Origin of the sequence: Nonomuraea cavernae, assembly GCF_040655715.1 — a bacterium.
GTDB classification, from domain to species: Bacteria; Actinomycetota; Actinomycetes; order Streptosporangiales; family Streptosporangiaceae; genus Nonomuraea; species Nonomuraea cavernae_A.
On record NZ_JBFAKL010000006.1, the window covers coordinates 1 to 19,277 of the forward strand.

Consider the following 19,277-nt stretch of genomic DNA (forward strand, 5'->3'; position numbering starts at 1 on the left):
TCGAAGGTCATTGATCGTCACACATCAAGATCACCGGGCGGCTGTTCTGCGTTACGGGCACTGCCCCACAGAGATCACGATCTACGACTGCCGTACTAGTCATCCTCCACGAATACGACCTCGCGGCGCTTGCGGATCGCCGGGAGGACGGTGACGACGAGCGCCGCCACGGTCAGGGCCAGGAGCGCCGCGGAGATCGGCCGGGTCAGGAAGACCGACGCGTCGCCGCGGGAGATGATGAGCGCCCGCCGCAGGTTCTCCTCAAGCAAGGGGCCGAGGACGAAGCCGAGCAGCAGTGGCGCCGGCTCGCAGCCGCACTTGATCAGGATGTAGCCCAGGATCCCGAAGAACGCGATCGCGTAGACGTCGAACGCGTTGAACCCCAGCGAGTACGTGCCGATCGCGGCGAACAGGATGATCATCGGGAACAGCACCTGGTACGGGATGCGCAGCATGCGCACCCACAGGCCGATCAGCGGCAGGTTCAGCAGCACGAGCAGCACGTTGCCGATCCACATCGACGCGATCAGGCCCCAGAACAGCGCCGGTTCGTCGGTGATCACGTTCGGGCCGGGGGTGATGCCGTGGACGATGAACGCGCCGACCATCAGCGCCATGACGGGGTGGGCGGGCAGGCCCAGGGTGAGCAGCGGGATGAACGACGTCTGGGCAGCGGCGTTGTTGGCCGACTCGGGGCCGGCGACGCCCTCGATCGCGCCGTGCCCGAACTCCTGCTGCCGCTTGGAGATCCGCTTCTCGACGGCGTACGAGGTGAACGAGGCCAGCACGTGGCCACCGCCGGGCAGGACGCCGAGCGCGGCGCCGAGACCGGTGCCGCGCAGGATCGGGCCGACCATCCGGCGCCGGTCCTCGCGGGTCGGCCACAGGTTCTTCACCTTGCCGACGATCGCCGTGCGGGTCTGCTCGTTCTCCAGGTTGCGCAGGATCTCGGCCACGCCGAACATGCCGACGGCGACCGACACGAAGTCGATGCCCCCGTACAGCTCGCGCTGGTCGAAGACGAACCGGGGGGTGCCGGTGTAGAGGTCCTGGCCGACCGTGCCGAGCAGGACGCCGAGCGCGATCATGGCCAGCGCCTTGAGCGCCGTGCCGCGCGCCAGCGCGATCGACACGATCAGGCCGAGCAGCACCAGCGAGAAGTACTCGGCCGGGCCGAACTGTAACGCGACGCGGGCCAGCGGTGGGGCCGCGACGGCGAGCGCGACGGTGGCCACCGTACCCGCGATGAACGAACCGATCGCGGCGACCGCCAGCGCCGCGCCCGCCCGGCCCTGCCGGGCCATCTCGTGCCCGTCCAGCGCGGTGACCGCCGCCGACGACTCACCGGGCAGGTTGATCAGGATGGCGGTCGTCGAGCCGCCGTACTGCGCGCCGTAGTAGATGCCGGCCAGCATGATCAGTGCCGTCACCGGCTCGAAGCTGAACGTGATCGGCAGCAACATCGCCACCGTCGCCGTCGGCCCGATGCCGGGCAGCACGCCGACCGCCGTGCCGAGCAGCACTCCCACGAAGCAGTAGAGGACGTTCTGGACCAGGAGGGCCGTGGAGAAGCCCAGCGCGAGGTTGTCGAGAAGTTCCATGCCTCAATCCGGATGTCGCATCAGAAACCCAGCCACGGGCCCCATAGCGGGATCCGTACCTGAAGTCCGACGACGAAGATGAGCGTGGCGGCCACGGTCAGCCCGGCGGCCACGGCCACGGCCGTGACCGGACGTACGCGCGAACTGGCCAGCGTGGTGAGCAGGGCGGTCACCGCCGACGTCGGCACGAATCCGAGACCCCGTACGGTGAATCCGAAGAACAGGAGCGCGAGCACGATGACGGCGACCGCGCGCCAGGGGATCGGCCCGAACGAGACCACCTCGCCGGCGATGAGTCCCTTGACGACGATCGCCAGGCCCAGGGCGGCCACGGTCACGCCGACCAGCAGCGGGAAGGCGCCGGGGCCCATCCGCAGCGGGGTGCCCAGCTCGTAGCCGAGCGACCCCACCACGAACGCGCCACCGATCAGCACGAAGACGCCCCCGGCGAGGACGTCCGGGAAGGACCGGCGGCGCTCCATCACGTCCTCCCGAGGGGACCGTCGCCTTTAGGCGACGGGGGAATCGGGAGCGGGAGGGCCGCCAGGGCCTGAGCATGCCCTGGCCGGTCAGGTCTGTGCATCGGCATTCTCCGTTCGTCGCGCGTTAGATGAATGGTGCTGTTGTAATGATCGTGTGACTCGTCAGGTGCGCGCCTCCCTTGGCGCGGCGTATGACCTCGGGTACCACGGGGGGTGGTGCTCGAAGTATCGTCGCCCGGTTCTTGGTGGGCGGGTGAAGGATCGCTTGGAGGGGTTGATCCGCGTCAAGGGCGGTGAGCACGGCTGGGGGATCGTGGCGGTGGAGGTGACGCCCGGCCGCGTGCGTCTGTTGGACGAGCCGTATTCGAAGAATTCGCCGTCGTGTGTGGCCGGCCGGTTCAAGGGCTTCATCTCCCGCCACTTGCGTGCTGAGTTTGCGCATCTGCGCTCCTCGCTGCCTGCGCTGTGGTCGCGGTCCTGCTTCGTGGCCACGGTCGGCGTGGTGTCCGCCGAGACGGTGCGGCGCTCCATTGAGACGCGGTACGAGTGGGCGGCCATGGGCGGTGGCCGTGCGTAGGTCGTTCAAGTTCCTGTTGCGCCCCACTACCCGCCAGGCCGTCGCGCTGACCGCGTGCCTGGAAGATCACCGCGCCCTGTACAACGCCGCGTTGGAGCACCGCCGCGCCGCCTACGCCAAAGCGGGCGTGAGCATCAAGTACGGCGACCAATCGGCCGACCTCAAGCACATCCGCGCCGACGACACCGACGGTCAGGGACGGTGGTCGTTCTGCTCCCAGCAGGCCACGCTGCGTCGTCTTGACAAGGCGTTCGCCGCGTTCTTCGCCCGCCTCAAGGCCGGGCGCGCACCGGGCTTTCCCCGTTTCAAGGGCCGGGGCTGGTTCGACACGGTCGAGTGGCCGAAAGACGGCGACGGCTGCCGCTGGGATTCCCAGCCCGGACACCCGAGCGTGACGTTCGTCCGCCTCCAGGGCGTCGGGCATGTCCGCGTGCACCGGCACCGGCCGGTCAAGGGCCGGGTGAAGACGATCAGCGTGAAACGGGGAGGCAACCGCTGGTATGTGATCCTGTCGTGCGACGAGGTGCCCGCCGAGACGCTCCCGGCCACCGCCGCGGTGGCCGGGATCGACATGGGCGTGGCGTCGCTCGTCACCACCAGCGACGGCGAGCATCTGGCCAATCCGCGTCACCTGGCCGCGTCCGCCGAGCGGCTGGCCGCCGCCCAGCGAGACCTGGCTCGCAAGAAGCGCGGGTCCAAGCGGCGGCGTAAAACGGTCGCGCGGGTCGCCGCCCTGCATGGCAAGGTCCGCCGTCAGCGCCTGGACGCCGCGCACAAGACCGCCCTGAACCTGGTCCGTGACTACGACGTGATCGTGCACGAGGACCTGCGGATCGCGAACATGACCCGCTCGGCCTCTGGCACGATCGCGTGGCCTGGCCGGGGCGTCGCACAGAAGTCCGGGTTGAACCGCAGCATCCTGGACGCGGGCTGGGGGGTGTTCCTGACGATCCTGTCGCACAAGGCTGAAAGCGCCGGTCGAGAGCTGATCGCGGTGAACCCCGCCGGCACCTCCCGCACCTGCTCGCGCTGCGGGCACCGCGCGAAGGACAACCGCCTCACCCAAGCCGAGTTCCGATGTACGGCGTGCGGACATACCGCGCACGCCGACGTCAACGCGGCGATCAACATCCTCAGGGCAGGGCTTGCCCTTCGTCAGGCTGCGCAAGCGGCTTAGCGAGAAGCCGCTCCCTTCAGGGAGCGGAGGAGTCACCTCAGGAGGCCTTGACGCCGGCGTCGGCGATGATCTTCGCCCAGGTGCCGAGTTGCTCTTCGAGCTTGGCCCGGTGCGCCTGCGGGGTCGCGTTCTCGGCCGTGACCGGCGCGGTGCCGAGCTTGGCCATCTGATCGATGACCTTCTGGTCGGCCAGTGCAGCCTTCAGCGCCTCGGACAGCTTCTGGACGACCTCCTGCGGCGTGCCCTTCGGGACGTAGAGACCGTGCCACACGCTGACCTGGAGCTGGGGCAGCCCGGCCTCGGCCGTGGTGGGCACGTCGGGCAGGCTCTTCACCCGCTCCGGCGTGGTGACCGCGTACGCCTTCACCTCGCCCGCGGAGATCTGGCCGCTGGTGTTGGTCGTCTGGTCGCACATGAAGTCGACCTGGCCGCCGACCAGGTCGGTCAGCGCGGGGCCGGTGCCTGCGTACGGGACCTCCTGGAGCTTGACCCCGGCGGCGGTCTGGAACAGCAGGCCGCACAGGTGGGACGCGGCGCCGATGCCGGCGTTGGCCAGCGTGACCTTGCCGGCGTTCGCCTTCACGTGGGTCACGAGGTCCTTGAGCGTCGCGGGCGCGAAGTCCTTGCGGGCGACGACCGTCATCGGCACCTCGGTGACGAGCCCGACCGTCTCGAAGTCCTCAAGCGGCTTGTAGCCGAGGTTCTGGTACAGGGCGGGCGCCGTCGACATGCCGATGTGGTGCATGAGCACGGTGTAGCCGTCGGGATCGGCCCGCGCGACCTCGCCGGCGCCGACCGTGCCGCCGGCGCCCTCGACGTTCTGGACGACGATCTTGCCGCCGAGCTTGGCGGCCATCGGCTCGGCGAGCATGCGGGTGACGGTGTCGGTCGGGCCGCCCGCGCTGAACGGCACGACGAACGTGATGTTCTGGTCCGGATAACCTCCGCTGGTGGCACCTCCGCCGGGGGTGCCTCCGTTGCCGGAACAGGCGGCGACGAGCGAAAGGACACCGATCGCGGCGATCATCCGCGCGGCGGCCTGGTACCTGCTGGTCGTTCTCATATCGCGACCTCCTCATCAGCGCATTCGCGTTCGTCGGTGAGTGCGCCGCCTCAGTCTGGGCTGGCGAGGACGCGGATGGTGTCAGAGAAATCCCAAGGAATGCGGCAGATGTCAGAGAAATCCCAAGAACTGAAGGGCTAACGCGAGCGTGGAGCCGGGTCGTACAATCCGGTATGCGGATCACCATCATTGAGGATGACGACCGCGTGGCACGCGGTCTGGTGACCGTCCTGGCCCAGGCGGGCTTCGAGGTCCACCGCATCGCCACCGCCGCGGAGGCCGTGCGTGCCGCCCCATCCGATGTGGTCCTCGTCGACCTGGTTCTGCCCGACGGCGACGGACTCGACGTGATCCGCAAGCTGCGTGACCGCCCGGAGACCGCCGTGATCGCCGTGACAGCACGATCGGAGGAGCACGAACGCGTCCGTGGCCTGCGCGCCGGCGCCGACGACTACATCGTGAAGCCGTTCGGCATCCCGGAGCTGCTGGCCCGGATCGACGCCGTCCTGCGGCGCACCCGGGCGGCTCGTGCTCTGAGCACCCCGGACGAGCCGCTCGTCCTCGGCCCGATGCGCATCTGCGTCGGCACCCGCGAGGTCACGGTCGACGGCACACCCGTGGCGCTGACCCCCAAGGAGTTCGAGCTGCTCCTGCTGCTGGCCCGGCGGGCGCCGAACGTGGTGAGCCGCGACGTCATCCTCGACCAGATCTGGGGCGCGACCTGGGAGTCCTCGAGTCGCACCCTGGACACCCACATCGCGGCGTTACGGCACAAGCTGGTGCCGACCGTGCTCATCGGCACGATCCACGGAGTCGGCTATCGCCTCCTGGCCGATGGCCGGGGCTGATCGGCTGACGCGGTGCATCGTCGGCTGCTCGTCGTCCTGGTGCCCCTCGCGGTGCTGCTCGTCGCGGCGCTCGGGGTGCCGCTCAGCGTCACCGTGGCCGAGCGGGAGATGCAGGAGACGTACGTCGACCGGCTCAACGACATCGGCCGGTTCGCGTCGCTGGCCGAGTCCGCGCTGTCGACCGGGCGGACCGAGGCGCTCCACCAGGAGCTGGTGCACTACCACGAGCTCTACGGCATCCCGGTCGCGGTCATCAACACGTCGGGCACGGTGCTGCTCGGGCCGACCGGCGCGTACCAGGAGGCGGCTCGGGCCGAGCCGGCGCTGCCCCGGATCGTGACCGCGGCGCTGGCCGGGGCGAGGTCCGAACCGTCCGGGGAATGGGCGCCGTGGGACGACTCCAAGCTCGTGGTCGCGGAGCCGGTCGGCCGCGACAGCGAGGTCGTCGGCACCGTCGTGACGATCTCCGACCTGTCGAAGACGCGCCATCGCATCCTCGTGCGATGGGCTCAGCTCGCCGGGCTCGGGCTGCTGCCGTTGATCGCGCTGGTGACCGTCGCCTGGCCGGTGTCGGCGTGGGTGCTGCGGCCGGTGCGCGAGCTGGACGCGGCGAGCTCGCGGATCTCACAGGGCGACCTCACGATCCGGGCGGACGCCGAAGCCGGCCCGGTGGAGCTGCGGCGGCTGGCGGAGTCGTTCAACACCATGATGGACGCGGTCGAGAACGCCGTGCAGCGGCAGCGGGCGTTCGTGTCCGACGCGTCGCACCAGTTGCGCAACCCGCTGACCAGCCTCCGGCTCGCCGTCGAGAGTCTGGAACCATATCTGCGCGCGACCGGCGACGGGCGGCAGGTGTACGACGTCGCCGTCGACGAGCTGAAGGCGATGCAGCGGCTGCTGAACTCACTGCAGGCCAGCGCGCGGATGGAGAGCATCCGGACGGCGTCGCCGGTGGATCTCGACGCGGTGCTGGCGACCCGGGTGGACCGGTGGCGGGCGTTGACGGCGACGGCGGGACAGACCCTGGCGGTCGACGTGCCGCCGGGACTGCGGTTGCTGGAGCCGTCGGGCGGGCTGGGCAGCATCCTGGACGAGCTGATCAGCAACGCGTTACGGCTGTCGGACGCGCGGGTGGTGGAGGTGACCGCCCGGGTCGCCCCCGACAGGGTGGGTGCCGAACACGGCCCCCTTGGCGGAGCGGGCACCGGACCCGGCGCCGGCGCGGCGCCCGGAGGCGTGGTCACGATCGCGGTCCGTGACGACGGCCAGGGGCTCGACGCGTCCGAACGGGCCCAGGCGCTCCAGCGGTTCTGGCGGTCGCCGCGGCACCAGAACGTGCCGGGGACCGGCCTGGGCCTGGCGATCTGCGCCGACCTGGTCGGGGCGGCCGGGGGCGTGCTGCGGCTGGAGGAGGGCCTGCCGCGTCCGGACGGGTCCGGACGCGGATTCGCCGCGGTGGTCGCGTTGCCGGTCGTTCCACGGACGTCGTCGTCATCCGACGGCCCGGCTCCGTTGCCGACCTGAGGCTCCCGGCCCCGTCACCGGCCCGCCGCCGTCTCGAACTCCGTCACCGGGCCGCCGCTCCGCGCGACGGCGGGGCGACGGCGCTCGGCCGCCACCACCGCGTCGGTGCCGCTGTCCCGGGTCAGCGCTTGCGGTCGCGGAACCAGGCGGCCGCGCCTGGGTGGAGCGGCACCGACGCGGTGGAGATCCCGGTACGCACATTGATCTGCCACGCTTCGGGAACGTCCTCGGCGTCGTCACGGCCGGCGGAGATGATCGCACGGGTGTGCGTGAAGATCGTGTCGGTGATGGCGTAGACCAGGTCATCGGGCAGGTCGTTGCGCCCGAGCAGCACGTTCGGCACAGCGACGGTACGGGTGGCCGGGACGTCGGCGTAGGCGGTCGCAGGGATCATGGCCGGAGCGTAGGGACCGGGGAACGCCGTGAAGAGCGCGTCCGCCTGCGCGTCCAACGGGATCAGCCGGATCGGTCGCCGCCGCGCCAGCTCCGTGATGGCCGGTGTCGGAACGCCGGTCAGGGAGAACATCGCGTCGATCTCGCCGTCGCGCAGTGCCGCCGCCGATTCGGCCTGGCTGAGGTACCGACCGTCGGCCTTCAGCATGCCGAGTTCCATGACCCGCAGCGACGTGAACTCCGTGCCCGAGTCGCGGGCACCGAGAGATATGCGTTTGCCCTTGAGGTCCCGGAACTCGTCGATCGCTGAGCCGGCCATGACCACGAGATGCAGGTGACTGTCGTAGAGCCGGCATATCGCCGAGAGCCCCTCGGGCGCGCTGCCGTCGGTCGTGATCAGCGCGTCCAGGCTGGTCAGCCCAAGGTGCACCTCGCCGGCCCGCAGCATCCGAATGTTGTCAGTGGACGCCCCGCTCGGCACGGTGATCACCGCGGCGCCCGGCACCTGCTCAGAGATGTGCTGGGCCAGCGCACCGCCGATGCGCCGGTACACCGCTCCCGCCGGCCCGGTGGCCAGCCGCAGGTGGACCTTGCCGACCTCGGGCGGCTGGGAGCAACCGGCGAGCAGCCCTCCGGCGGCCAGGAGCATCGCCCGTCGGCTGAGCCGTAGCCCCAGGTTCAGCACCATGCCGAGATGATACGTACGTCAGCCCCAGTCTTCTGTTCGGCTGACCACGCGGGAAGACTTTCAGTTGGTTGGTCGCCGCGGCGATGTCGAGAATCCGTGACTGGCTCCGTCCCCGCAATGAACGCGACCACAATGGGTCGCACCAGCACCGAGGAGAACCACGATGGCCAAGTATTTGCTGCTGAAGCACTACCGCGGCGGCCCGGCACCGGTCAACGACGTGCCCATGGACAAGTGGACGCCGGAGGAGATCTCGGCCCACATTCAGTACATGAACGACTGGGCGACCCGGCTGGAGGAGACCGGCGAGTTCGTCGACGGTCAGGCGGTCGCCCCTGAGGGGATGTTCGTCCGGTACGACGGCGAGGGTCGCCCGCCGGTCACCGACGGCCCATTCGCCGAGACCAAGGACCTCATCGCCGGCTGGATGGTGATCGACGTCGACAGCTACGAGCGAGCCGTCGAGCTGGCCGGGGACCTGTCGGCGGCCCCTGGGGCGGGCGGGAAGCCGATCCACGAGTGGCTCGAGGTGCGCCCGTTCCTGGCCGCGCCGCCCACCATCACGGAGTGACCTCTCGGGTGAACGAGATCCTACTCAGGAGCCTCACGCCGAGCGTGCTCGCGATCCTCGTCCGCCGCGGAGCCGACTTCGCGGCGGCCGAGGACGCCCTGCAGGACGCGCTGATCGAGGCGATCCGCGTCTGGCCGGCCGACCTGCCGCAGGACCCGAAGGGCTGGCTGGTCACCGTTGCCTGGCGCCGGTTCCTCGACGCGACGCGGGCGGACGCCGCGCGCCGCCGGCGGGAGGACCTCGTCGACGAGGAGCCGTCGCCCGGGCCCGCGCCCGGGGTGGACGACACGCTCCAGCTCTACTTCCTGTGCGCCCACCCGTCGCTGACGCCGTCGTCCGCGGTCGCGCTCACGCTGCGCGCCGTCGGCGGGCTGACCACCCGCCAGATCGCCCAGGCCTACCTGGTGCCCGAGGCGACCATGGCGCAGCGCATCAGCCGGGCCAAGCGCCTCGTCTCCGGCGTGCGGTTCGACCAGCCCGGCGACGTCGCCACCGTGCTGCGCGTCCTCTACCTGGTCTTCAACGAGGGCTACTCCGGCGACGTCGACCTCGCCGCCGAGGCCATCCGGCTCACCCGGCGGCTCGCGACCGCGATCGACCATCCCGAGGTGGCGGGACTGCTCGCCCTCATGCTGCTCCACCACGCCCGGCGCGCCGCCCGGACCGCCCCCGACGGCAGCCTCGTGCCGCTCGCCGAGCAGGACCGCGCCCGGTGGGACACCAAGTCGATCGCCGAGGGCGTCGGGATCCTGCAGGCGGCCCTCGCCCGCGACCGGCTGGGCGAGTTCCAGGCCCAGGCCGCCATCGCGGCACTCCACGCTGACGCGCCCACCGCCGAGGAGACCGACTGGGTGCAGATCGTCGAGTGGTACGACGAGCTCGCGCGCGTGACCGACAGCCCGGTCGTCCGGCTCAACCGCGCGGTGGCCGTCGGCGAGGCGGACGGCCCGCGCGCCGGCCTGGCGGCGCTCGCGGCGCTGGACACCTCCCTGCCTCGCCACACCGCGGTGGCGGCCTACCTCCACGAGCGGGACGGCGACCTGGCGACGGCGGCACGGCTGTACGCCGAGGCGGCCCGAAAGGCACCCAACCTCGCCGAGCGCGACCACCTGACGCGCCAGGCAGCCCGGCTCAACGCCCGCCGGTCTCGCTGACGCGCGACACGGTGCGGCAGGCGCTGTCCGTCCCGCAACGTGAACGGCCCGCCGTGGCGGGGCCTGACGGGAACGGTTGGTACGTTCCACGGAGGATGGTCGGGAACGCTAGCTTCGGCAGGTCCGAAGCATGTTGAGCAAGGCCACCTTCTCCTTGCGGGTCACGAAGAGCCGGTAGTGGTGTTTCACGCTGATCCATGAGGTCGCGTACCGGCACCAGTGGGCGCGGCGTTGCGGGCGCCAGCTCTGCGGGCCCTGGCCGCCCTTGGCGATGTTGGCGGAGTGGCTGACGGTGAGGAGTTCGGGGCGGGTCAGGTCGTTGGCGAAGGCGCGCCGCTTGGCCTGGCTCCATCGCTTGGCCCCCGAGCGCCAGGCGTAGGCGAGCGGCACCACGTGGTCGACGTCCACGTGCTTCTCGCTCCTCAGCCACTTGCCGTCGTACGGGCTGTACCAGAGGCCCTTGACCGGGTGGCAGGCGGCGTTGCGGCGTACCCGCCGCCCGTCGCGGACCAAGACCGCTTCGCGAACGTCGCACGCGCCCTTGTACTGCGCCCATCGAGGCTGGAACCGCTTGCGGCTGTAGCCGCGGATCGATAAGGGCCTGGCGACCTTGAGCTGGGCCAGCCTGAGCCGGGCGAGGGCTGCGGCCTGGGCCTGTGATCGCTTGCGCGGTTCGGCCGCCGCCTGCGAGGTGGTGAAGACGGCGCTGATCGGGAGGGCCACGAGAGTGAGTACGGCGACGTGGGCTGCCCGCCTCAGGAAGATCATGGTTTCGCCTATACCCAGCGGCATCCCCGTTCACGACGGCGACCTCCAGGTTGCGAAAGCCTTAGGCGGTGGCAGCAGCGCTCGCCCTCGGACACGGAACCCGGCGGCGTGAACGATCACCCACCAGGTTTCGTCACGTCAACCGCCTATTCGAGGAGCTGCCGCGCCATCACCATCCGCTGGATCTGGTCGGTGCCCTCGTAGATCTGGGTGATCTCCGACGCCCTGCCCGCCCGCCTGAGGAAACCTCTCGACCAGGAGCTTGAGCAGGGGTTACGGTTGCGATCGGCTCTCATCGTTTCTCGTTGCTCTCGGCCTTCCCACGGAACAGGGCAGGAGGTTGCTTCATGGCGATCCCGAAGAAGGGCTCGCGGCTCATCACCGTCGACGGCACTAAATTCCGCTGGCGCGTCCGCCGCAAGCCCACGTACTGCCAGGGGAACAGTTGGGGCCCGATGACGTTCGCGGTGGAACTGGCCGACGCGTCGGGCCGCGTGCTCCTGGTGTCGCTTCCTTGCTCACGACCGGACGCGTGGTGGGGAGAGCGGACGATGGCCATACGGCCGGCGCTCGTGACGGCGACCATACGCATAGCGCTTGATCGCGGCTGGGATCCACGGCAAGCAGGCAGCGCCTTCAACCTCGAACTCACCGATGGCGACCTGATTCATGGAATGAACGGCCCGCCTGCGTACGGCGTCCCTTTCATGCGGAGATAGCCTCCTCCGCGACCAGGACGACCGTCCGCCTTCAGACGGACCGACTGCCCTGGCTCCGACACTCCAGGCCGAGGTAAGGGGTGATGTGACGCTGGCGACGTGCGCTCGTAGTGGCCGATGTTGTCGTCACCGTTCTCGTCAACAAGCTCACCACCTCGCTCACGGACATTTGGCGGAAACCCGGAGATGTGCGCGGCCACCGAAGTCAGTGTGGGCGTCTTTTACAATGAGCAAGCCGTCTCGCAAGGCGCTGTCGAAGCGCGCCCCTGTGGGCGGCACAGCACTTATCGGCCTTGGCGTGAATCATCGTTTTTCAGGGCTTGTCGTCGTCGACCGCTACGCTGCCCCGCATGAACGAAACGGCCGCGATCGAGACCTGGCGTCGTCTGCTGGACCCTGCCAAATCTTGGGTACTGTTCGCCCACGGAACCTGCGTGATCTTGATGGAGCCAGCGGAGGATCTCGTCCAGCAGGCGACCTCCCTCCTGAGGGAGTACGGTCCCGTTCACGCAGGCACACCGGCCGGAGACTTCAACACCATCGGCCTGGACGACGCGCCCGGCTGGGCCGTAACCGGCCACCACTCCGACATCCTCACCTATGTCGATCCCAGTGAATTGGAGAATCACGACGACCTCACGGTCGGCCTCTTCGGCCGCAGCAAGCGTGACCAGGACGGGCACGATCTGACCGTCATCCACGTCGAAGACAAACGCGCCTTCTGAGGCAGGCCTCCTGTTTACAAGCCACCTCGTGAGCGTCCTGGACCGTTCACTAAAGTCCATCGGTCCAGGTCGCAGCCCGGGAGTCATCAGGCTCGGCGTCCACCGCAGTCCAAGGTCATACGGGCTGCTGTTAGCATCCGCGTTAGCAAGATCAAGTTAGCGACTTCCCCTGCGCTCCGTACGCACAACCTGCTGTTCCGCTGGACGGACGACCACTTCATCAAGGCCAGGAGCTACAGCGAGACCGTGTGGAAGCCCGCCCTCGTCCAGGCCGGCGTGATTCCCTGCCCCGCTAAGGACTCACGCCAACACGTCCGCTTCCTCACCTCCCGCAAGGAAGGGCTTCATCAGCTTCGTCACACCTAGCCAGCGTCATGCTCGCTGGTGGGGTCTCGGTCAAAGAACTTGCCGAGTATCTCGAGCACGCCGATCCTGGCTTCACCCTGCGTGTCCACGCTCACATGATGCCGGGCTCACATGAGCGTGCCAGGCAGGTGATCGACAACCGGCTGTTCCACGCTTGCCGGGTGTCGGTCTCGAGGGCCGAACGCTCCACCAGCTCCCAGAAGCCGTCAGTGTCCACGGCTGCGATCATGACACCTCACGGGCCTCTTGCCCAGTGATCACGGAACAGCGACGGAACAGCGCCCTTCATACCGCTTGACTGGTACACGAAAACCCGGGACCGCACGCGCTCAGCCCCGGGTTTCTGCAGGCCATAGACCTATTTGAGAAGCTGCCGGGCCATGACCATGCGCTGGATCTGGTTGGTGCCCTCGTAGATCTGGGTGATCTTGGCGTCGCGCATCATGCGTTCGACCGGGAAGTCCTGGGTGTAGCCGTAGCCGCCGAGCAACTGGACGGCGTCGGTGGTGATGTCCATGGCGGCGTCCGAGGCGGCGCACTTGGCCGCGCTGGACAGGAACGTCAGGTCCTTCTGCGGCTTGCCGTGCATGGCCAGTTCGGACTTGGCCGCGGCATGGTAGGTGAGCTGGCGGGCCGCCTCCAGCTTCATCGCCATGTCGGCCAGCATGAACTGCACGCCCTGGAAGTCGGCGACCGGCTTGCCGAACTGGCGGCGCTCCTTGACGTAGCCGATCGCGTAGTCGAGCGCGCCCTGCGCGATGCCCAGCGCCTGGGCGGCGATCGTGACCCGCGTGTGGTCGAGGGTGGCCAGCGCGGTCTTGAACCCGGTGCCCGGCTCGCCGATCATCCGCCAGGCCGGGATCCGTACGTCCTGCAGGATCACCTGGCGGGTCGGGGAGCCCTTGATGCCCAGCTTGCGCTCCTTGGGCCCGAACGACACCCCCGGGTCGGCCTTCTCCACCACGAACGCCGAGATGCCCCGCGCCCCGGCGGCCGGGTCGGTGACGGCCATCAGCGTGTAGTAGTCCGACACCCCGGCGTTGGTGATCCACATCTTGACGCCGTTGAGCACGTAGTCATCGCCGTCGCGCACCGCGCGGGTCTTCATCGCGGCGGCGTCCGAGCCCGCCTCCGGCTCCGACAGCGCGTACGAGAACATCGCCTCGCCCCGCGCGACCGGCTCCAGGTAACGCCGCTTGACCTCCTCCGACGCCGACAGCAGCAGCGGCACCGTGCCCAGCTTGTTGACCGCCGGGATCAGCGACGACGACGCGCACGCCCGCGCCACCTCCTCGATCACGATCACCGCGGCCAGCGCGTCCGCACCCGCACCTCCGTACACCTCCGGCACGTGCACCGCGTGCAGGTCGGAGGCCACCAGGGCCTTGTAGACCTCCCAGGGAAACTCCCCGGTCTCGTCCGCCGCCGCCGCATGCGGGGCGATCTTCTCGTCGGCCAGCGCCCTGACCGTCTCACGGAGCAGATCATGCTCCTCAGCAGGTGCGTACAGAGGAAAGTCCATACCCCAGATACTAGGACGTCCGAGCATCTTGCTACCACTCGGTACGGTTTGCCCAAAACGCCAGGTGGCACAGAACGGTATAGCGGGGGCCCGGTAGCATGCCCTGGCGATCGAAAGGAGCTCACTCGTGCCATATCGCCTCACGGTGATCGGGACCGGTTATCTGGGCATCACACACGCGGCGTGCATGGCGGATCTCGGATTCGACGTCCTGGGCCTCGACATCGACGCCGACAAGATCCGCCGCCTCAACAGCGGTGAGCTGCCGATCCACGAGCCCGGCCTCGAAGCCGTGCTGCGTCGCGGCCTCGACTCCGGCCGCCTCCGCTTCACCACCTCGTACGAGGAAGTGGGCGCGTTCGGCGACGTGCACTTCGTCTGCGTCGGCACCCCGCAGAAGCAGGGCGAGTACGCCGCCGACGTCTCGTACATGGACGCCGCGATCGAGTCGCTGGCCCCGCACCTCGACCGTGAGTGCCTGGTGGTCGGCAAGTCGACCGTGCCCGTCGGCACCGCGGGCCGCCTCGCCGACAAACTCGCCCGGCTCGCCCCGGACGGCGTCGAGACCGAGCTGGCCTGGAACCCCGAGTTCCTCCGCGAGGGCTACGCCGTGAAGGACACCCTCAATCCCGACCGCATCGTGATCGGGGTCCGGTCGGAGCGGGCGGAGAAGGTGCTGCGGGAGGTGTACCAGCCGCTGGGCGAGGTGCCGATCGTGGTCACCGACTTCGCGACCGCCGAGCTGGTCAAGACCGCGGCCAACGCCTTCCTGGCCACCAAGATCTCCTTCATCAACGCCATGGCCGAGGTCTGCGAGGCCGCGCACGCCGACGTCAAGCAGCTGTCGGAGGCCCTGTCCTACGACGACCGCATCGGCGGCCGGTTTCTCAACGCCGGGCTCGGGTTCGGCGGCGGCTGCCTGCCCAAGGACATCAGGGCGTTCATGGCGCGCGCGGGCGAGCTGGGCGCCGACCAGGCGCTGACGTTCCTGCGCGAGGTGGACGCGATCAACATGCGCCGCCGCGCCCGCATGGTCGACCTGGCGCGCGAGCTGGCCGGCGGCTCCTTCCAGGGCTGTACGGTGGGCGTCCTCGGAGCGGCGTTCAAGCCCAACTCCGACGACATACGCGACTCCCCCGCGCTCGACGTGGCGGTCACCATAGGGAACCAGGGCGGGCAGGTCACGGTCTACGACCCGATCGCGCTCGACAACGCCCGCAAGGCGCACCCCGAGCTCCACTACGGCGGCTCGGCGCTGGACGCGGTCCGTGGCGCGAACGTCGTGCTGCTGCTCACGGAGTGGCCCGAGTTCGTCGAGCTCGACCCCGAGGAGCTGGGCCAGGCCGTCGCCACCCGAAAGATCGTCGACGGCCGCAACGCGCTCAACGCCGAGACCTGGCGCTCCGCCGGCTGGCACTACCGCGCCCTCGGCCGCCCGTAACCAACCCCCCGTGACCAACCCCCCGTAATCCCCAGCCGAACACGCCCAGGGCGTCAGTCCAGGCTCGCCGCCTCCGCGCGGAGCCGCTCGCCCTTGGCGTGGGCCTGGGCCTTCAGGTCCTCCTGGAAGTCCGCCATGCGCTGGCGCAGCCCCTCGTCGGAGACCCCCAGGATCCGTACGGCCAGCAGCCCCGCGTTGCGCGCCCCGCCCACCGCCACGGTCGCCACCGGCACCCCGGCCGGCATCTGCACGATCGACAGCAGGGAGTCCATCCCGTCGAGGTACTTGAGCGGCACCGGCACCCCGATGACGGGCAGCGGGGTCACCGAGGCCAGCATCCCGGGCAGGTGCGCCGCGCCTCCGGCCCCGGCGATGATCACCTTGATGCCCCGGGACGCGGCCTGCCGGCCGTACTCGATCATTTCGAGCGGCATCCGGTGCGCCGAGACCACGTCGGCCTCGAACGGCACGCCGAACTCGGCCACGGCCTCGGCCGCCGCCTTCATCACGGGCCAGTCGGAGTCGCTGCCCATCACGATGCCGATGGTCACGCCGCCTCCTTGGCCGCCGGAGCGGGGGTCGGGATCGTCACGAGTATTCTCCGGTGGTCAGGTAGACGGCGGCGTGCCGGGCACGGGCGCGTACGGTCTCGAGGTCGTCGCCGAGGGCGGTCACGTGGCCGATCTTGCGGCCCGGCCGCACCTCCTTGCCGTAGAAGTGCAGTTTGACGCCCGGGTCGTGGGCCATCACGTGTTCGTAGCGCTTGAACAGGTCGGGGTCGTCGCCGCCGAGCAGGTTGACCATCACGACGACGGGCGCGGTCATCGCCGGCGAGCCGAGCGGCAGGTCGAGCACCGCCCGCAGGTGCTGCTCGAACTGCGAGGTGCCGGCGCCCTCGATCGTCCAGTGGCCGCTGTTGTGCGGCCGCATGGCCAGCTCGTTGACCACCATCCCGCCGGCCGTCTGGAACATCTCCACCGCCAGCAGCCCTGTCACGCCGAGCTCGTGGGCGATCTCCAGCGCGATGCGCTGGGCCTGCGCGGCGTCCTCCGGGTCGAGGCCGGGCGCGGGCGCGAGCACCTCGACGCAGATGCCGTCACGCTGCACGGTCTCCACGACCGGGTAGCTGACGCCCTGTCCGTGGGGTGAGCGGGCGACCAGCACGGCCAGCTCCCGCTCGAACGGCACGAACGCCTCGGCCAGCAGCGGCACGCCCGACGCGAAGGCGGCCTCGGCGTCGGCGGCCGAGTGGCAGACCCACACGCCGCGGCCGTCGTAGCCGCCCCGGATCGTCTTCAGCACCACCGGCCAGCCGTGCTCGGCGGCGAAGCGGGTGACGTCCTCGACCCCGGACACCCGGGCCCAGGCGGGGCAGGGGGCGCCGAAGGAGGTCAGTCGCTCGCGCATGAGCGCCTTGTCCTGGGCGTGGACCAGCGCGTCGGCGCCGGGACGCACCGCGACGCCGTCGGCGGCCAGCGCCCTGATGTGCTCGGTCGGCACGTGTTCGTGGTCGAACGTGATCACGTCGCAGCCCTGGGCGAACGCGCGCAGGTCGGCGAGGTCACGGTAGTCGCCGATCCGGGTGTCGACGATCACTCGGGCGGCGCTCTCGCCGGGAGCGGCGGCGAGCACCCGCAACTCGACGCCGAGCGCTATGGCGGGCTGCTGCGTCATCCTGGCCAGTTGGCCGGCGCCGACCACGCCGACGACCGGCCCGATGGGGCTGTATGAACTCACGGCTTGTCAGCTTACCGGGGCGAAATGCCTTCTCATCCGTCGCGTCCCTGTTCAGCGGCACAGGTCGCGGCCGTTGGGGGCGATCTCACCGGGCTTGCCCTCGGGTGCGATAGTGGCCAGTACCCTGGGTAGGTCATGCCCCATATGCACCATGGACAGGAAGGACCGACCCGGAGACGTGGACTTCATAAGGCCCCTCTACCAGCGGTTCTCGGCCCTGCTGCATGAGCTGACCAAGTTCGGCCTGATCGGCATCGTGGCATTCGTCGTCGACACGGGCATGTACAACGTGTTCCTGGGGCTCGACATAGGCCCCATGACGTCCAAGGTGCTGGCCACGGTCATCGCGGCCACCTTCGCCTACCTGGGCAACCGGTTCTGGACGTTCAGGCACCGGGAGCAGAGCGGCCTGGGCCGCGAATACTTCCTGTTCTTCCTGCTCAACGGCATCGCCCTGCTGTTCGGGCTGCTGGTGATCGGTTTCACCAAATACACCCTGCACCTGGACGACCTGCTCAGCCTCAACGTGGCCAACATCGTGGGCGTCGGTCTCGGCACGTTGTTCCGCTTCTGGTCGTACAAGAAGTGGGTGTTCCTGGAGGCGACCGAGCCCATCCCGGTCGAGCTCCCCGACACCGAGATCAGGCAGGACCGCTGACGACCCGCGTCCGTTCGTTCTGCTCGGCGGGACGCAGGAAGATCGCGAACGTGGCGGGGCGGCGGCGGACGAGTTCGAGACGGCCGCCGTCGGCGGCGGCCAGCGCGCGGGCGAGCGTCAGCCCCAGGCCGGTGCCGCCGCCACCGCTGATGTTGCGCTCGAAGATCTTGGGCGCGATGTCGTCGGAGATGCCGGGCCCCTCGTCGGCCACCTCGATCACGATGTAGTTGTCGCCGCTCGTCGTGGTGATGGTGACCGTGCCGCCGCCGTGGCGGACGGAGTTTTCCAGCAGGGTGGCGATGACCTGGCCGAATCCGCCCGTGGTGGCCAGTGCTTTCAGGTCTCGGGTGCCCTGGAGCACCAGGTGGCGGCCCACTCCCCGGAAGACCGGCTCCCATTCGATGACCTGCTGGTCGATGACCTCGTCGATGCGGACGGGCTCGGCTTGGGCGTGGCGCTGGCGGCGGGCCGCGGCGAGCAGCTCGTCGATCACCGCGGTGAGCCGCTCGGCCTGCACGATGGCCGCCTCGCCCTCCTCGCGGACGATGTCGGGCTCCTCGGCGGCCGCGACGATCTCCTCCAGGCGCATGGTCAGCCCGGTCAACGGGGTGCGCAGCTGGTGGGAGGCGTCGGTGGCGAACTCGCGTTCGCGGGTGAGCAGATCGGAGATGCGGGTGGCGCTACGGTCGAGGACCTCTGCCACCCGGTCGAGCTCGGGGATGCCGTAGCGGTGGCGGCTCGGCCGGGCGTCACCGGAGCCGAGCCGTTCGGCGATCTTCGCCAGGTCCTGCAAGGGCAGCGTCAGGCGGCGTGACTGCACGATGGCCAGCCCCACCGCCACGGCGAGCGCCGCGCCGGCCAGGGCCACGATCAGCAGCAGGCGTGCGCGGACGTCCTGCTCGACCTGGGCCCTGTCGCGACTGACCCGGACGTAGATGCCGTTCTCGGACTGGGCGTCCTCGGCCATCTGCCGGCCGGTCGGCGGCGAGGTGCCGACGATGGTCGCCTTGGGAGGGTTCGCGCGTTCGTAGATCTGGATGTAGCGGCCTGGATATTTCTGTTCGAGCTGCTGAGGGTCCAGCGGCGTCTCCTGGATGCGGGCGTACTCGACTTCCCCCACCAGGCGTGTCGCCTCCGCCCTGAGCTCCTGAGCCGCCTCGTCGACGATCAGGCGGCTGACCACGATGCCCAGGGGGACCCCCAGCAACAGGACCGCGATGACCGCGACGACCAGGGTTGAGGAGAGCAGGCGGCGGCGCATCC

Annotated in this window: 21 protein-coding genes; 10 read left to right on the top strand and 11 right to left on the bottom strand. The window is 69.7% G+C overall.

The annotated features are described in order from the left end of the window. Positions 1-95: 95 nt before the first annotated feature. A complete protein-coding gene (locus tag AB0I38_RS10350) occupies positions 96-1,601 on the bottom strand; it encodes a tripartite tricarboxylate transporter permease (protein WP_358465169.1) in 1,506 nt (501 codons plus the stop codon). A 20-nt stretch (positions 1,602-1,621) separates the two neighbouring features. Then, complete coding sequence (locus AB0I38_RS10355) at positions 1,622-2,083, bottom strand: tripartite tricarboxylate transporter TctB family protein (protein WP_358465172.1); 462 nt, start codon at positions 2,081-2,083, stop codon at positions 1,622-1,624. 166 nt (positions 2,084-2,249) lie between these two features. Between AB0I38_RS10355 and tnpA the strand changes: the two genes are divergently transcribed. Next, complete coding sequence (tnpA, locus tag AB0I38_RS10360; protein WP_436838737.1) at positions 2,250-2,660, top strand: IS200/IS605 family transposase; 411 nt, start codon at positions 2,250-2,252, stop codon at positions 2,658-2,660. Beyond that, positions 2,653-3,837, top strand: coding sequence for an RNA-guided endonuclease InsQ/TnpB family protein (locus tag AB0I38_RS10365; RefSeq protein ID WP_358465178.1), 1,185 nt, complete (start codon positions 2,653-2,655; stop codon positions 3,835-3,837). Before tnpA ends, AB0I38_RS10365 begins: the two co-directional genes overlap by 8 nt. 37 nt (positions 3,838-3,874) lie before the next feature. On the opposite strand, the gene AB0I38_RS10370 is transcribed toward AB0I38_RS10365, so the two are convergent. After that, the gene (locus AB0I38_RS10370) at positions 3,875-4,900 is read right to left on the bottom strand and encodes a tripartite tricarboxylate transporter substrate-binding protein (RefSeq protein WP_358465181.1); all 1,026 of its coding nucleotides are present in this window, start codon (positions 4,898-4,900) and stop codon (positions 3,875-3,877) included. A 173-nt stretch (positions 4,901-5,073) separates the two neighbouring features. Here AB0I38_RS10370 and AB0I38_RS10375 point away from each other — a divergent pair, with 173 nt between their 5' ends. Both AB0I38_RS10375 and AB0I38_RS10380 read left to right on the top strand, forming a co-directional pair. Then, positions 5,074-5,748 carry a response regulator transcription factor gene (locus AB0I38_RS10375; RefSeq protein WP_358465184.1) on the top strand — a complete coding sequence of 225 codons (675 nt, stop codon included), beginning with the start codon at positions 5,074-5,076 and terminating at the stop codon, positions 5,746-5,748. A gap of 12 nt (positions 5,749-5,760) precedes the next feature. After that, positions 5,761-7,272: a sensor histidine kinase gene (locus AB0I38_RS10380; RefSeq protein WP_358465187.1), complete on the top strand. Its 1,512-nt coding sequence runs from the start codon at positions 5,761-5,763 to the stop codon at positions 7,270-7,272. 121 nt (positions 7,273-7,393) lie between these two features. Here the strand turns inward: AB0I38_RS10380 and AB0I38_RS10385 are convergent, their stop codons facing one another. Then, entirely contained in the window at positions 7,394-8,353 is a 960-nt protein-coding gene (locus AB0I38_RS10385) for a TAXI family TRAP transporter solute-binding subunit (protein ID WP_358465190.1), read from the bottom strand. Positions 8,354-8,516: 163 nt separating this feature from the next. Here AB0I38_RS10385 and AB0I38_RS10390 point away from each other — a divergent pair, with 163 nt between their 5' ends. Beyond that, a complete protein-coding gene (locus AB0I38_RS10390) occupies positions 8,517-8,924 on the top strand; it encodes a YciI family protein (RefSeq protein ID WP_358465193.1) in 408 nt (135 codons plus the stop codon). An 8-nt stretch (positions 8,925-8,932) separates the two neighbouring features. Beyond that, complete coding sequence (locus AB0I38_RS10395; RefSeq protein WP_358465195.1) at positions 8,933-10,078, top strand: RNA polymerase sigma factor; 1,146 nt, start codon at positions 8,933-8,935, stop codon at positions 10,076-10,078. A 108-nt stretch (positions 10,079-10,186) separates the two neighbouring features. Here the strand turns inward: AB0I38_RS10395 and AB0I38_RS10400 are convergent, their stop codons facing one another. Continuing rightward, positions 10,187-10,846, bottom strand: a complete 660-nt coding sequence (locus AB0I38_RS10400) for an HNH endonuclease family protein (protein ID WP_358465198.1) — start codon at positions 10,844-10,846, stop codon at positions 10,187-10,189. 146 nt (positions 10,847-10,992) lie between these two features. Continuing rightward, positions 10,993-11,142 carry an acyl-CoA dehydrogenase family protein gene (locus AB0I38_RS10405; protein ID WP_358465201.1) on the bottom strand — a complete coding sequence of 50 codons (150 nt, stop codon included), beginning with the start codon at positions 11,140-11,142 and terminating at the stop codon, positions 10,993-10,995. 51 nt (positions 11,143-11,193) lie between these two features. On the opposite strand from AB0I38_RS10405, the gene AB0I38_RS10410 reads away from it, so the two are divergent. Together AB0I38_RS10410 and AB0I38_RS10415 are read left to right on the top strand one after the other, a co-directional pair. Then, positions 11,194-11,565 carry a hypothetical protein gene (locus AB0I38_RS10410; RefSeq protein WP_358465204.1) on the top strand — a complete coding sequence of 124 codons (372 nt, stop codon included), beginning with the start codon at positions 11,194-11,196 and terminating at the stop codon, positions 11,563-11,565. 350 nt (positions 11,566-11,915) lie between these two features. Then, entirely contained in the window at positions 11,916-12,290 is a 375-nt protein-coding gene (locus AB0I38_RS10415; RefSeq protein WP_358465207.1) for a hypothetical protein, read from the top strand. 457 nt (positions 12,291-12,747) lie between these two features. Here the strand turns inward: AB0I38_RS10415 and AB0I38_RS10420 are convergent, their stop codons facing one another. Together AB0I38_RS10420 and AB0I38_RS10425 are read right to left on the bottom strand one after the other, a co-directional pair. Continuing rightward, on the bottom strand, positions 12,748-12,873 hold the full coding sequence (locus tag AB0I38_RS10420) for a hypothetical protein (protein ID WP_358465210.1): 126 nt from the start codon (positions 12,871-12,873) through the stop codon (positions 12,748-12,750). Positions 12,874-13,014: 141 nt separating this feature from the next. Further along, a complete protein-coding gene (locus AB0I38_RS10425; RefSeq protein WP_358465213.1) occupies positions 13,015-14,178 on the bottom strand; it encodes an acyl-CoA dehydrogenase family protein in 1,164 nt (387 codons plus the stop codon). Positions 14,179-14,305: 127 nt separating this feature from the next. Here AB0I38_RS10425 and AB0I38_RS10430 point away from each other — a divergent pair, with 127 nt between their 5' ends. After that, on the top strand, positions 14,306-15,619 hold the full coding sequence (locus tag AB0I38_RS10430; RefSeq protein ID WP_358465216.1) for a UDP-glucose dehydrogenase family protein: 1,314 nt from the start codon (positions 14,306-14,308) through the stop codon (positions 15,617-15,619). Between the two features lie 53 nt (positions 15,620-15,672). On the opposite strand, the gene purE is transcribed toward AB0I38_RS10430, so the two are convergent. Further along, positions 15,673-16,152 carry a 5-(carboxyamino)imidazole ribonucleotide mutase gene (gene purE, locus AB0I38_RS10435; RefSeq protein ID WP_358465955.1) on the bottom strand — a complete coding sequence of 160 codons (480 nt, stop codon included), beginning with the start codon at positions 16,150-16,152 and terminating at the stop codon, positions 15,673-15,675. 55 nt (positions 16,153-16,207) lie between these two features. Continuing rightward, positions 16,208-17,356: a 5-(carboxyamino)imidazole ribonucleotide synthase gene (locus AB0I38_RS10440; protein WP_358465219.1), complete on the bottom strand. Its 1,149-nt coding sequence runs from the start codon at positions 17,354-17,356 to the stop codon at positions 16,208-16,210. Positions 17,357-17,534: 178 nt separating this feature from the next. On the opposite strand from AB0I38_RS10440, the gene AB0I38_RS10445 reads away from it, so the two are divergent. After that, positions 17,535-18,014, top strand: a complete 480-nt coding sequence (locus AB0I38_RS10445) for a GtrA family protein (RefSeq protein WP_358465222.1) — start codon at positions 17,535-17,537, stop codon at positions 18,012-18,014. Here AB0I38_RS10445 and AB0I38_RS10450 read toward each other — a convergent pair. Continuing rightward, positions 17,998-19,275 carry an ATP-binding protein gene (locus AB0I38_RS10450; RefSeq protein ID WP_358465225.1) on the bottom strand — a complete coding sequence of 426 codons (1,278 nt, stop codon included), beginning with the start codon at positions 19,273-19,275 and terminating at the stop codon, positions 17,998-18,000. The two genes, AB0I38_RS10445 and AB0I38_RS10450, sit on opposite strands and share 17 nt — an antisense overlap. Between the last annotated feature and the right edge of the window lie 2 nt (positions 19,276-19,277).

Bases quoted from the DNA above. Each gene is read 5' to 3' on its own strand.
- AB0I38_RS10350 (WP_358465169.1), bottom strand. From the start codon at position 1,601: ATGGAACTTCTCGACAACCTCGCGCTGGGCTTCTCCACGGCCCTCCTG.
- AB0I38_RS10355 (WP_358465172.1), bottom strand. From the start codon at position 2,083: ATGGAGCGCCGCCGGTCCTTCCCGGACGTCCTCGCCGGGGGCGTCTTC.
- AB0I38_RS10370 (WP_358465181.1), bottom strand. From the start codon at position 4,900: ATGAGAACGACCAGCAGGTACCAGGCCGCCGCGCGGATGATCGCCGCG.
- AB0I38_RS10375 (WP_358465184.1), top strand. From the start codon at position 5,074: ATGCGGATCACCATCATTGAGGATGACGACCGCGTGGCACGCGGTCTG.
- AB0I38_RS10385 (WP_358465190.1), bottom strand. From the start codon at position 8,353: ATGGTGCTGAACCTGGGGCTACGGCTCAGCCGACGGGCGATGCTCCTG.
- AB0I38_RS10390 (WP_358465193.1), top strand. From the start codon at position 8,517: ATGGCCAAGTATTTGCTGCTGAAGCACTACCGCGGCGGCCCGGCACCG.
- AB0I38_RS10400 (WP_358465198.1), bottom strand. From the start codon at position 10,846: ATGATCTTCCTGAGGCGGGCAGCCCACGTCGCCGTACTCACTCTCGTG.
- AB0I38_RS10405 (WP_358465201.1), bottom strand. From the start codon at position 11,142: ATGAGAGCCGATCGCAACCGTAACCCCTGCTCAAGCTCCTGGTCGAGA.
- AB0I38_RS10410 (WP_358465204.1), top strand. From the start codon at position 11,194: ATGGCGATCCCGAAGAAGGGCTCGCGGCTCATCACCGTCGACGGCACT.
- AB0I38_RS10415 (WP_358465207.1), top strand. From the start codon at position 11,916: ATGAACGAAACGGCCGCGATCGAGACCTGGCGTCGTCTGCTGGACCCT.
- AB0I38_RS10425 (WP_358465213.1), bottom strand. From the start codon at position 14,178: ATGGACTTTCCTCTGTACGCACCTGCTGAGGAGCATGATCTGCTCCGT.
- purE (WP_358465955.1), bottom strand. From the start codon at position 16,152: ATGGGCAGCGACTCCGACTGGCCCGTGATGAAGGCGGCGGCCGAGGCC.
- AB0I38_RS10450 (WP_358465225.1), bottom strand. From the start codon at position 19,275: ATGCGCCGCCGCCTGCTCTCCTCAACCCTGGTCGTCGCGGTCATCGCG.